The organism is Mycobacterium sp. 852002-10029_SCH5224772 (assembly GCF_001667315.1).
In the GTDB taxonomy this organism is placed as follows: domain Bacteria; phylum Actinomycetota; class Actinomycetes; order Mycobacteriales; family Mycobacteriaceae; genus Mycobacterium.
Genome location: NZ_LZHT01000118.1, coordinates 1 through 13,027, shown reverse-complemented (window position 1 = coordinate 13,027; position 13,027 = coordinate 1). Strand labels below are relative to the sequence as shown.

The 13,027-nt window shown below is 64.9% G+C and carries 7 protein-coding genes; 6 read left to right on the top strand and 1 reads right to left on the bottom strand.

What is annotated here, in order from left to right; translation table 11 throughout:
• The first annotated feature begins 50 nt into the window (after positions 1-50).
• A complete protein-coding gene (locus tag A5775_RS21095; RefSeq protein ID WP_067256698.1) occupies positions 51-851 on the top strand; it encodes a 3'(2'),5'-bisphosphate nucleotidase CysQ in 801 nt (266 codons plus the stop codon).
• Here the strand turns inward: A5775_RS21095 and A5775_RS21090 are convergent.
• A complete protein-coding gene (locus A5775_RS21090; RefSeq protein WP_067256696.1) occupies positions 848-2,410 on the bottom strand; it encodes an aldehyde dehydrogenase family protein in 1,563 nt (520 codons plus the stop codon). The genes A5775_RS21095 and A5775_RS21090 overlap by 4 nt on opposite strands.
• Before the next feature lie 147 nt (positions 2,411-2,557).
• Between A5775_RS21090 and mshC the strand changes: the two genes are divergently transcribed.
• The 5 genes from mshC to A5775_RS21065 form a co-directional block, all read left to right on the top strand.
• A complete protein-coding gene (gene mshC / locus A5775_RS21085) occupies positions 2,558-3,793 on the top strand; it encodes a cysteine--1-D-myo-inosityl 2-amino-2-deoxy-alpha-D-glucopyranoside ligase (protein WP_067256694.1) in 1,236 nt (411 codons plus the stop codon).
• A gap of 514 nt (positions 3,794-4,307) precedes the next feature.
• Positions 4,308-6,983 (top strand): LuxR family transcriptional regulator, encoded by a 2,676-nt coding sequence (locus tag A5775_RS21080; RefSeq protein ID WP_082953104.1) that lies wholly within the window; start codon positions 4,308-4,310, stop codon positions 6,981-6,983.
• Positions 6,984-7,453: 470 nt separating this feature from the next.
• Positions 7,454-10,075: a LuxR C-terminal-related transcriptional regulator gene (locus tag A5775_RS21075; protein WP_067256795.1), complete on the top strand. Its 2,622-nt coding sequence runs from the start codon at positions 7,454-7,456 to the stop codon at positions 10,073-10,075.
• Between the two features lie 393 nt (positions 10,076-10,468).
• The gene (locus tag A5775_RS21070; RefSeq protein ID WP_067256690.1) at positions 10,469-10,702 is read left to right on the top strand and encodes an MbtH family protein; all 234 of its coding nucleotides are present in this window, start codon (positions 10,469-10,471) and stop codon (positions 10,700-10,702) included.
• 16 nt (positions 10,703-10,718) lie between these two features.
• The coding region (locus A5775_RS21065) for an AMP-binding protein (RefSeq protein WP_156660793.1) at positions 10,719-13,027 on the top strand (2,309 nt) is incomplete at its 3' end.

The window sequence follows — 13,027 nt, the reverse complement described above, 5'->3', positions numbered from 1 at the left end:
GGCGTAGCCATCGGTGAAGGCCATGCCATGCCGTCGGCGATACTGAACCGGTGAGCGATGCCCCCGACGACGAGTCGGCTGAATTGACCGACGCGGCGCTGGCCGCCGATCTCGCCGCCGATGCGGGGGAGTTACTGCTCAAAGTCCGTGACGAAGTGGGGTTCGGCTATCCCTGGGCGCTGGGCGACGCGGGGGACAGCCTGGCGAACGAACTGATCCTGCGCCGGTTGCGTGTCGAGCGGCCCGACGACGGAGTGCTCAGCGAGGAGGCCTACGACGACCTGTCCCGGCTGCAGCACGACCGGGTGTGGATCATCGACCCGCTGGACGGCACCCGCGAGTTCTCCACGCCGGGCCGCGACGACTGGGCCGTCCACATCGCGCTATGGCAACGGCCCAGCAACGGCCAGCGCGAGATCACCGACGCGGCGGTGTCGTTGCCCGCGCGTGGAAACATCGTCTACCGCAGTGACACCGTGACCGCCGGCGCCGCGCGTGTCGGCGTGACGGACAGCATCCGCATCGCCGTCAGCGCGACCCGGCCCCCGGCGGTCTTGTATCGGATGCGGCAGACGTTGCCCATTCAGCCCGTGGCCATCGGTTCGGCGGGCGCCAAGGCGATGGCCATCATCGACGGCGATGTCGACGCCTACGTGCACGCGGGCGGGCAGTGGGAGTGGGACTCGGCGGCCCCGGCCGGGGTGGTGATGGCCGCCGGGATGCACGCCTCGCGGCTCGACGGATCACCGATGCGCTACAACCAGCTCGACCCGTACCTGCCCGACTTCGTGATGTGCCGCGCCGAGTTGGCACCAATCCTGTTGACTGCCATTCGCGACGCGTGGCGTTAGGCGGCCTGGCGTCCGAGCCGGCGTCGCCAGTCTTTCGCTGACAGCAGGCGGACAGCGTTTTCCACGAGGGTCCCCTTCTTGCGACTGTAGGGGTACCACAGCAGTTCCTTTTTCAGCGCGATCCGCTCGGCAACAATGGCTTTCTGGCGGCAGTACTTGCGGATGCCGTCGGCACCACCGGAGCGCGAACCGATCCCCGATTCCTTCCATCCGACCATCGGCAGCCCAAACTGCAACAGGCTTGTGACGACGTTGTTGATGTTGACGCTGCCCGTATTCATTTGCCGCGCAACGTTCATCGCCTTGCTTTTGTCGCTCGTCCACACGCTGCCGGACAACCCCAGATTGGAGTCATTGGCCTTTGCAATGGCTTCCGCGAGGTCGCGGACCTTCATGACCGGAAGCGTGGGGCCGAAGGTCTCTTCGCGCATGCACGCCATGTCGTGGTTCACGTCGACCAGCACGGTCGGCTCGTAGAACAAGCCGCCGCCGTCGCCGCCCGCCTTCCCGCCGACAAGCACGTTCGCGCCCTTGCTCACGGCGTCGTCGACATGGCGGGACACGACCGCGAGTTGCTGTTCAGTGGTCATCGACCCGACTTCGCAGGAGTAATCGTGCCCGGCATCCATGCCGTTGCGCAGCGCAGATGTCTTGGCCACCAACTTCTTTACGAACTCGTCGTAGACCGGCTCCTCGACGTAGACCCGTTCCACCGAGATACATACCTGCCCGGTGTAGAAGAACCCACCCCACACCGCGCCGTCGACGGCGCGGTCGATGTCGGCGTCGGCGCACACAATCATCGCGTCCTTGCCCCCGAGCTCCAGGCTGCAGGGGATCAGCCGCTCGGCCGCCGCGACGGCGATGCGGCGCCCAGTGCCGACCGATCCGGTGAACATCACGTAGTCGACCGTATTGACCAGTGCCGCACCGGTTTCCCCGTAACCGAACACCACGTCCAGCACATTCGGCGCGCCGATCTGCTTCCAACCCTCGACCGCGACCCGCCATGCCAGGGGGGTGAACTCGGAGGGTTTGGACAGCACGGCGCACCCGGCCATCAGCGCGGCGGGGATGTCGAGTAGCGGCACGGACAGGGGCCCGTTCCACGGGGTGATGACCCCGACGAGTTGATAGGGCGCATAGACCACGGTCAGCTTCTTGCCCGCGTTGGCGGCGCCGTAGGGGCGCACCGTCTGATCGGCGAGAAATTCGGCGGCGTTGTCGATCCAATAGTTGATGATCTGCACCGCGGAGATCTCCACGCCGGTGTCGCCCCAGGACTTGCCCGTTTCGAGTTGCAGCGGTGTCAACAGCTCATCGCGATGATCGAGCATCCAGTCGCGCCACTTGCCCAGCCACCGTGCGCGGCCGTCGACTCCCATTTGCTGCCACATCGGCTGAGCCGCCCGCAGCCGGGTGGCCACGGCCTCGACTTCGCCGGCGGTGGCGACCGGGACGTGGCCGACGACCTGTGCCGTCGCCGGGCAGGTGACCACGACTTCTTGGTGCGTGGCCGCGCCCGCGGTGTCTGTTCGGTCAGGTGTGTGGGTCGACATCGCAACCACCTCGCTCGTCGACGTTGGGTGAATTTGCTCGATACCGCTGTTAGCAAACCACGAATCCTGCGGGGGCGATAGCGCTTCCGGGACGCAGGACGGCGGTCGATTCCGGCCTGCATCATCGCCACGCTTAGGCTGATTGCCATGCAGTCCTGGTCTTCCCCACAGGTCCCCGTGCTGGCGGGGCGCGGCCCGGAGCTACGGCTGTACGACACATCTGATCGACAGGTGCGTCCCGTGGCGTCGGGGTCGACGGCCACGATGTATGTCTGCGGCATCACCCCCTATGACGCGACGCACCTCGGCCACGCCGCAACCTATCTGGCGTTCGATCTGATCTACCGGCAGTGGCTGGATCTCGGCCACGAGGTCCACTACGTCCAAAACGTCACCGACGTCGACGATCCGCTGTTGGAGCGCGCGGAGCGCGACGGCGTCGATTGGCGGGAGCTGAGCGAGCGTGAAGTATCGCTGTTCCGCGAGGACATGGCTGCGCTGCGCATGCTGGCGCCAAGCGATTATGTCGGGGTGACCGAGGCGATCCCCGAGGTCGTCGAGCTGGTCGAGAAGATGCTGGCGTCCGGGGCGGCCTACGTGGTCGAGGGCGAATACCCGGACATCTACTACCGGGCCGACGCCACGCCCCAGTTCGGCTACGAATCGGGCTATGACCGCGACACCATGCTGCGCCTGTTCTCCGAGCGCGGCGGCGACCCGCAGCGGCCCGGCAAGATCGACCAGCTCGACGCCCTGTTGTGGCGGGCGGCGCGGCCCGGGGAGCCCAGCTGGCCGTCGCCGTTCGGCGAGGGCCGACCCGGCTGGCATGTCGAGTGCGCGGCGATCGCGCTCAGCCGCATCGGCAGCGGCCTCGACATTCAGGGCGGGGGCAGCGACCTGATCTTCCCGCATCATGAGTTCACCGCGGCGCACGCCGAATGTGTCCGGGGCGAAAGACGATTCGCGCGCCACTACGTGCACGCTGGGATGATCGGCTGGGATGGGCACAAGATGTCCAAGAGTCGCGGCAACCTGGTGCTGGTGTCGAGGCTGCGTGCACAAGGTGTCGAACCGGCGGCCATCCGGTTGGGGCTGCTGGCCGGGCACTACCGCGGCGATCGCTTTTGGAGCGAGCAGGTGCTCGACGAGGCCATCGCTCGGCTGCAGCGCTGGCGCACCGCGGCCGCGCTACCGGCCGGCCCGGACGCCGCCGACGTGATCGCGCGGGTGCGCCAATATTTGGCCGACGACCTCGACACCCCTAAAGCGCTTGCCGCACTTGATGGTTGGACGACCGATGCGCTCGAATACGGTGGCCACGACGCCGAGTCGCCCCGGCTGGTGGCGGCGGCGATCGATGCGCTACTGGGCGTGGAGCTGTAAGCGCCGCGCCGGTGCTGATCGGTAAGCAGAACCGCCCGCCCGCATTGGCGTGGTTCCGCCGCCGTGCATCAGGCGGATATGGATTATTTGCTGACGTCCATACCTCAATCGTGCCATGGTTCCTATGAAACAGCTGTATAACCAGCACGTTAATTAACACTGGTGTCGAATTTCGCGCAGTCGATGCTATTTGCTGAGGGTCAGTATTTCAGGTATATTTTGCGATAACTGCTGGACCATAAGAGGGAGTGAGGTCCGGTGCGTACGGGGAATGGATCAGCGCAGCCGTCATCGGGCAATCTGCTGCGGCGACCGGTACCTCGGGATCGTAGTAAGCCGCATAGGCGTGGTGTAGCTGCTACCGCTGGGCCGAACGGCCCATTTGGGTATTGAACTTCACCAACGGGATGTGGCTTTGATGAACGCGACGTTTCTGAACGCCAGGGCGCCGATACGCCCTCACCAGAACTAGGGTTTTCCGGTGCAGGGCGTAAATGGGTCCACGTGGCCCATCGTGGGGCGAGATGTGGAATTCCGGCGGTCGCTGGCGGCCCTGGGTAACGACGAATTCCACGGGGTGGCGTTGGTGGGCGACAGCGGCGTGGGCAAGTCGACGCTGGCGCGCATGCTGGCGAAGACGGTCGAGTCGGCCGGTCGCACGGTGCATTTCGCGCTGGGCACTCAAACGGGCTACGCAGTGCCGCTGGGTGCGTTTTCTCGCGCGGTGACCCTTGGGGTCGCACACGAACCGGCGGTCATGCTGGCCGCGGCGCACATGTCGCTGTGCCAAGAGAAAAACCTGGTGGCGGTGGTCGACGACGCGCAGTTGCTCGATCCCTTGTCGGCCACCTTGGTCAATCAGCTTGCCGCTGACCGCAGCGCGCGGTTGATCATGACAATCCGATCCGGTGAGCCGGTCTCGGACGCGGTGACCGCGCTGTTGAAAGAGCGCCTGCTGCTGACCGTCCACGTCGATCCGTTCACCCGCGAGCAGACCGCACTGCTGGCCGGCGTGGTCCTGGGTGGTCCGGTCGAGTCGGCATTGGTTGACGAATTGTTCGAGCGCAGCGCGGGAAATCCGTTGCTACTACGCGGTTTTCTGACCGCGGGGCAAGAAAGTGGGACGTTGGTCCGTACGGAAGAGGGCTGGCAACTTCGGGGCCCGTTGCGCGCAGATCGCGAACTTCACGATGCGTTGGAGTTTCGGCTGCAATCGCTGAGTCCAGCGGAGCTGGAGGTGGTGGAGATCTTGGCCACTGCCGAGCGGCTGAAGTGGGAGGTGCTGCGTGACATCTGCGATGCCGACGTGGTAACAACTCTGGAGCGCCGTGGTCTCATCCAGTTGGTCGCCGACGGGTCCCATGCCGTGGCCCAGTTGAATCAGCCCATGCTCGGCGAAGCGGCGACCCGGTACGCCGGGACGGTGCGCTCGAGGCAAGTCAACGGCAAATTGGTGCGGGCTCTGCAAAAACATGAGCGGGCCGGAGGCCGGCTGCTGAGGCTGCCCGGCCTACAGGGCCGAATCCGGTTGGCCCAGTTCATGATGCGAAGCGACCTGGAGCCCGACCTCGATGTGGTGATCGAAGCCGCGGCGGATGCGTTGGCGATGTCGAATGTGGCGCTGGGCGAAGAGCTTGCACGGTTCGCGGTAGATCGTGGTGGTGGTCTGCCGGCCGCGTTGGTGCTTGCCGAGGCCATGAGTTGGCAGGGCCGCGGCGAGGAGGCCGATTCCGTGCTTGTCGACGCCGAACCCAGCGACGACGACGAGTGGCTGATCGCGCGGTGGGGATGTTTGCGCGCTGCCAATTTGCACTTCGGCTGCGGAGACGTTGAAGCGGCCACCCGGGCGCTCGATGACGTGAAAAAGCGTGTGGCGTCCGAGGCCGGCATCCGGCTGCTCACCGCGCTGGAGGTGTCCATGGGTTACTTCCATGGCGACGTTGAGACGACTATTGAACTTGGGCTGGGCTTGTGCGAGTCCGATTTATCACCGACAGCGACCGCGTGGGCGGTTTTCCCAACATGCGGCGCCTTGGCGGCCGCCGGGCGGTTTTCCGAAGTCAGCCGCATAGCCGAACTCGGGCTGCGTGCTTCTCGGCTGTGCGGACTGGGGCCGCATCAATTCAACATCGGGATGATGGAAGTCATGGCCGCGAGCGCCGCCGGCGATGATCGCGCGGTAGAGCGGGTCTATAAGCGTTATGCCGCGATGGCTGCCGGTCTTCCTGAAGCGAAGGCCATGGTCGACGCGATGCTCGGGCTCGTGCACGTTGCACGTGGGGAGCTCGCGTCAGCGTGCTCCGCATTCGTCGACTCGGTTGTGGTGTTCGCCCAGGGTTTTCCGTCCCCTTGGTTGGCGCTGGTGGCCGCCCTGCTTGCCCAGGCGGAAGGGGAGCGGGGAGATGGCGCGGCGGCTGCCGCTGCGTTGCGGCATGCGGACAAGGCCTACGGGCCGCACGTCGCGGTGTTCTTGCCAGAACTCGAGCTTGCCCGGGCCTGGGAGCGAGCGTCGGTCGGCGAGACGGCGGCCGCCCAGACGCATGCGGTGCAAGCCGCGCAAATCGCGGAAGCAGCCGGGATGCACGCGGTCGAGCTACGGGCACGCCATGCAGCTGTGCGCTTCGGCGATCGTTCGCAGGCCAGGCGGTTGGAGAAACTTGCTCGTATGCTGAACACCGCGTTGGCCGAGGCGGTCGCCGACCATGCCCGCGGACTGGCCCAACATGACGGCCATCTGCTCGATGTCACCGCACACAAATTCGCCGATCTCGGCGCATTGGCTTTCGCCGCCGATGCATCGGCGCAGGCGGCCAGCGAACATGCCTGCAGAGGCGACCGCGGTGAGAAATTCGAGTCGTCGACGTGGGCGCACGCTCTGGCCAGCCAATGCGGGGCACGCACACCGGCGGTTGCGGCGGCGGCGTCCCCGCTTCCGTTCAGCGGCCGTGAGCGCCAGATCGTGATGCTGGTCGCGGCCGGTCTGTCCAATCGCCAGATCGCCAACCGGTTGGTCATCTCGGTGCGCACGGTGGAGGGACACCTGTACCGCATCTTCGCCAGACTCGGCATCAACACTCGGGAGCAACTCATCTGCCTGACCCGCAGGGAGCCGTCCGCGCAACGCGAGGTGTCACCCCTCGGCGAGGGGTCGTCGGGCTACAGGAGCCTTGATCACCCTCGGACTGGCTGAGTTTTCGCTGTCGGCTCTTGCGGTTTTAGGCGCCCCTACTCTATCTCCGCGCGCATACCACTCGACTTGTATGTGGCTTCCGACGAGGCCCGCTTGAGGGGCCATACGCTCCGCACATGATAGGCAGTCGGAAGCGCACGGTCGCGATCGTCGATCACCATGTCGACCCGTCCGGACCCGCAGAAACGGTCCAGCTGTGCGAATCGTTGACCGTCGAGAAGCGACTCCCATCAGGCTACGGAAACGGGACCTCGGCTTCGCTGGACTCTTTCAGGCGTTATTTGGCGGCAGCGAGTTCAGCCGTTATGTAGCGGCAATGAGCTCCGAACGTCTCGTCGGGCAGAGGAACGCACTGGCTTGCGGCAGACGGTAAGCAGACTGGTCGCCGCATCGGCAGCCTCCGGGAACGGGGAGATACACCTTTGACGCAGAGACTAAATGGGTCGACGTGGCCCATCGTGGGGCGCGATGTGGAATTCCGGCGGTCGCTGGCGGCTCTCAATAACGGGGAATTCCACGGGGTGGCACTGGTCGGTGACAGTGGGGTGGGTAAGTCGACGCTGGCGCGCATGCTGGCGAAGACGGTTGAGTCGGCGGGGCGTACGGTGCGATTCGCGTTGGGCACCCAAACCGGCCACGCAGTGCCGCTGGGTGCGTTTTCTCGAGCGGTGAGTCTCGGGGTGGGGCATGAGCCGGCCATGATGCTGGCCGCTGCGCATAACATCTTGGGCCAAGACAAGAACCTGGTGGTGGTGGTCGACGAGGCCCAGTTGCTTGATCCGTTGTCGGCCACCTTGGTCAATCAGCTTGCTGCAGGCGGCGGTGCGCGGTTGATCGTGACGATCCGGTCGGGTGAGCAGGTGCTGGATGCGGTGACTGCGTTGTTGAAAGAGCGCCTGTTGTTGACTGTTCACGTCGACCCGTTCACCCGCGAGCAGACCGCGCTGCTGGCCGGCGCGGTTCTGGGTGGTCCGGTCGATTTTCGTTTGGTTGACGAGTTATTTGAGCGCAGTGCGGGAAATCTGTTGCTACTGCGCGGTTTTCTGACCGCAGGGCGTGAAAGTGGGGCCTTGGTTCATACCGAGGAGGGCTGGCAACTTCGGGGCCCGTTGCGCGCGGATCGTGAACTTCGTGATGTTTTGGAGTTTCGGCTGCTATCGCTGAGTCCAGAGGAGCTGGAGGTGGTGGAGATTTTGGCCACCGCCGAGGTGCTGGAGTGGGAGATTCTGCGCGACATCTGCGATGCCGATGCGATGGCAACCCTCGATCGCCGCGGTCTGATCCAGTTGGTCGTCGACGGATCCCACACCTTGGCGCAGTTGAATCACCCCATGCTCGGTGAAGCGGCGACCCGCCATGCCGGGGTGGTGCGTTCGCGGCAACTCAATGGCATCTTGGCGAAAACCCTTCGAAGGCACCTGCGGGCAGGTGGGCGGCGCTCGCAATTCTCGGATCCGCGGGGCCGAATCCGGTTGGCTCAGTTCATGATGCGAAGCGACTTGGAGCCCGACCTCGAGGTGGTGGTCACCGCGGCGGCCAGTGCATTGGCGATGTCGAATGTGGCGCTGGGCGAGGAGCTGGCAAGGTTCGCCGTCGATCGCGGTGGTGGCCTGCCGGCGGCGTTGGTGCTTGCCGAGGCGGTGAGTTGGCAGGGACGCGGCGAGGAGGCCGATTCCATTCTTCTGGGCGTCGATGTCAATGACGCCGACGAATGGCTGGTCGCGCGGTGGGGCTGTCTGCGCGCTGCCAACCTGGCGTGGGGGTGCGGTGACGCCGACACCGCGAAGCGCGTACTGGCCGAGGTGAAACAGCGTCTCGTGACCGAAAGCGGCCTCCAGCTGATCACCGCGTTGGAGATTTCGATCGGGTTCTTCTGCGGCGACGTTGAGACGACGATTGAGATTGGGCCGAGGCTGTGCGAGCCCGATGTAGTGCCGATGGCCACCGTGTTGGCGGCTGTCGCGACATGCGGTGCCTTGATGGCGGCCGGGCGGTTTTCCGAAGTCGGCCGCATAGCCGCTGCCGGCGTGCGCGCGACGGCGCTCTGCAGAGCGGGAGCGCAGCGGTTCGCCGTCGGACTGGCCGAGGTTATGGTCGCGACCGCTGCTGGTGACTATCCGGCAGCCGACCGAATCCACGGGCGTTACGCTGCGCTGGCTGTCGGTCTTCCCGCAGCGGAGGCCATGGTCGACGCGATGCTGGGACTCGTGCAGGTCTCCCGCGGTGAGCTCCCGTCAGCGTGCGCCACTCTCAGCCGGTCGATCTCGCAACTGTCCCAAGGCTTTCCGTCACCTTGGTTGTTGGTGGTGGCTGCCCTGCTTGCCCAGGCCGAGGGGATGCGGGGAGATGTCGCGGCGGCCGCCGCTGCGTTGCGGCGTGCGGAGGACACCTATGGACCGCACGTCGCGGTGTTCTTGCCGGAACTCGAGCTCGCCCGGGCCTGGGAGCGGGCAGCTGCCGGCGACACGATCGCTACCCAGACGCATGCGATGCAAGCGGCCCAAGCCGCCCGGACAGCCGGGATGCACGTAGCGGAGATGCGGGCACGCCATGCGGCTGTGCGCTTCGGCGACCGTTCGCAGGCTGAGCGGGTGGATGAGCTCGCCCGGAGGCTGAACTCGCCATCGGCGCAGGCAGTCGCTGACCATGCCCGCGGTCTGGCCCAACATGACGGCCATCTGCTCGATGTCGCCGCACACAAATTCGCCGATCTCGGCGCATTGGCTTTCGCCGCCGATGCATCGGCGCAGGCGGCCAGCGAACATTCCCGCCGGGGCGACCGGCGCGAGGAGATCGAGTCGTCGACCTGGGCACACGCCTTGGCCAACCAGTGCGGACTGCGTACACCGGCGCTCGAGGCCGCGGCGCGCCCGCTTCCCTTTAGCGGCCGTGAGCGTCAGATCGTGATGCTGGTCGCGGCCGGATTGTCCAACCGTGAGATCGCCAACCGGCTGGTCATTTCGGTGCGCACGGTGGAGGGACACCTGTACCGTCTGTTCTCCAAACTTGGAGTCAACCACCGCGACCAGCTCGTCCAGCTGCTGAACCTGGATTTGTCCGCGACACAGGACGACGACCCCGGCGCGTCATGACGACGTTCCGCAACGACCCATGGACATCGCGGACCGCGGTAATTCGTGCTGCTCAGCGGGGCGGGTCTGCTGGCCGGGCCGCGTAACAGCTTCGAGCCAGCATCCTCGGTGAAAACCGCTGTCGCAGAATCAAATCCGCGCCGGTACATCCATTTTCGGTTGAGTATTTGCGCGTCGCTGAAGGAGTCACCACTCTGTCGGCTTGCGCTAACCACTCTATGTGCGCGCAGTTACTACGCTACCCGGCTTGATAAGCCTGACAACAGGATTGAAACCCATACGCTCCCGATCATGTCGAGACCGTTGCTGGGTCAAGCCCTCCAGCGCCCCGGTCGAAAACAGCAAGTGCACTGAAGTGCCCGACCCATGCCAAACCGAGGATTTGGAGGACTTGTGAGTACCAATCCGTTCGATGACGACAACGGCAGCTTCTTCGTCTTGATGAACAACGAAGAGCAACACAGCCTGTGGCCGGCGTTCGCCGACGTTCCAGCCGGCTGGCAGATCGTTTATGGCGACACGGACCGCGCCGCGTGCCTGAACTACATCGAAGAGAACTGGCCCGATATCCGGCCGAAGTCTCTACGGAACAGGCTGGCGGCAGCGCGCCGGGGTTCTGGCAAGTAGACCGCAAGGGAATCCGATGACGATTGATGACCGGGCGCTGGTGGTTGGGCGCGAACAACTGACGGATGTTGATGGTGGGCCATTCCCGCTGACGCGCGGACAGCTGGATATATGGCTTGCGCAGGAAACGGATCGCCAAGGTGCGAGGTGGCAGCTGGGCTATCTTCTGCGAATCGAGGGCACGGTCGACCCGTGGTTGCTCGAGCAGACGATCCGTCAAGTGGTGCGCGAGGCCGAACCACTTAGAGCCGTTTTTTTCCAGGTCGATGGCCACGTGTTCCAAGAGGCGGTTGATTACCCGGATGTCGAGCTTGCCTGCTATGAGTGCATGGGCTCGCAGGATCCTGTCCAGGAAGCCTATCGGTTGGCATCCGCGATTCAGCGCACGGTGATGCCGCTTAGTGGTCCGCTGTTTAAATTTGCGTTGTTGCAGACGCGGGCAGATGAATTTTATCTTTTCGTGTGCTGCCATCATATCGTGGCGGACGGAATCGGCCTTGCTCTTATTTGTCATCGGATCGGAGATGTCTATAGTGCCGTGGCTTCGGGCGCGCCGATTCCACCGGTCTTTTTTGGATCGCTGAGTGATCTGATTGCTTGCGAGTCAGAATACGAAGCGTCCGCCGATTATCTCGAGGATCAGGCCTATTGGACCAAGAACCTGCCGGCGGAAAACGAACCGCGTTATCGGTGGGCGCCCGCCGCGGGCGGCCGTGATTCATATGAATCTTCTCCGCCGGTTGAATTGGATCCTGTCGTTGTCGCCGGGATCCAGGAGTTGTCGCAGGCGCTGGGGGTGCGTCGCTCGTCGGTGATTGCTGCGGCGTGCGCGCTGCTGGTGGGTGGGTGCGACGTCGAGACCTCGGAGGTGGTGTTCGAATTTCCGGTAAGCAGGCGGGTGCGTCCGGAGACACAGACGGTTCCCGGAATGGTTACCGGGTTCGTCCCACTGGTATTGAAAGCTTCGCCGGACTCCGCGGTTGCCAGTTTTTGTGAACACGTCGACACGCGACTGCGGGAAGCGTTGCACCATCAGCGGTTCCCGGTGCACGCTATTGAAAACAAGCGCCCCCGAGGCTCCGCGCATACGTCGAATCGCATAATTCTTAATTTCATTCCGACGACAAATCTGGCAAATATTGCTGGTGCTACGGTTTCGGGGACCCTGACGCATACTAATCTCGTCGATCAGCTTGGACTGGACTTTTTCAGCGACCATGATCGGCTTTTTCTCGGCATGCAGCCCGGCGCTACGACAAGTGGGTTCGGGGGCGCTGGCCAATGGCTTTCTGATTGTGACGTCCGCGATTTGGTCGAGCGGTTGGAGCGGGTGTTGGTGGCGATGACCGCCGACCCGACACGGCGGCTCTCGTCGGTGGATCTGCTCGGTGAGGGTGAGTATGCCCGGTTGGGTGAGATCGGTAACCGGGCGGTGTTGAGCGAGTCGGTGAGCACGTCGGTGTCGATTCCGGTGCTCTTCGCTGAGTGGGTGGCCCGGATACCGGAGGCGGTGGCGGTGACCTTCGAAGCCCGTTCAATGACGTACCGGGACCTCGATGAGTCCTCAAATCGGTTGGCGCACTTGCTGGCCGGCCGGGGGGCGGGCCCGGGCGCCTGTGTGGCGCTGCTGTTGTCCCGGTCGGCCGAGGCGGTCGTGGCGATCCTGGCGGTGCTCAAGACGGGGGCGGCGTATCTGCCGATCGACCCGGGGCTGCCGGCGGAGCGGACCGGGTTCGTGCTGGCCGATGCCGCGCCGACGGCGGTGATCACCACGGCGGGGCTGGCCGAGCGGCTCGACGGGCATGACGTGGTGATCGTCGACGTCAACGATCCCGCTGTTGAGGCTCAGCCGTGCACGGGCCTGCCGGCGCCGGCCCCCGACGCTATCGCCTACCTGATCTACACCTCGGGTACCACCGGGGTGCCGAAAGGCGTGGCGATCACCCATCGCAACGTGACCCAGCTGTTGGGGTCGTTGGATGCCGGCCTGCCAGGTGCGGGCGTGTGGGCGCTGTGTCATTCGTTGGCTTTCGACGTGTCGGTGTGGGAGATCTTTGGTGCGCTGTTGCGCGGTGGGCGGCTGGTGGTGGTGCCCGAGCCGGTAACCGGGTCACCGCACGACTTGCACCACGTGCTAGTCGCTGAACAGGTCGATGTCGTCACTCAGACCCCGTCGGCGGTGGCGGCGTTGCCGTCTGAGGGGTTGGAGTCGGCGGCGTTGGCGGTGGTCGGTGAGGCCTGCCCGGTTGAGGTGGTGGATCGGTGGGCGCCGGGGCGGGTGATGGTCAACGCCTATGGCCCGACCGAGACCACGATGTGCGTGGC

Excerpts from the sequence above, each read along its gene's own strand:
- A5775_RS21090 (WP_067256696.1), bottom strand. The coding sequence starts at position 2,410 with ATGTCGACCCACACACCTGACCGAACAGACACCGCGGGCGCGGCCACG.
- mshC (WP_067256694.1), top strand. The coding sequence starts at position 2,558 with ATGCAGTCCTGGTCTTCCCCACAGGTCCCCGTGCTGGCGGGGCGCGGC.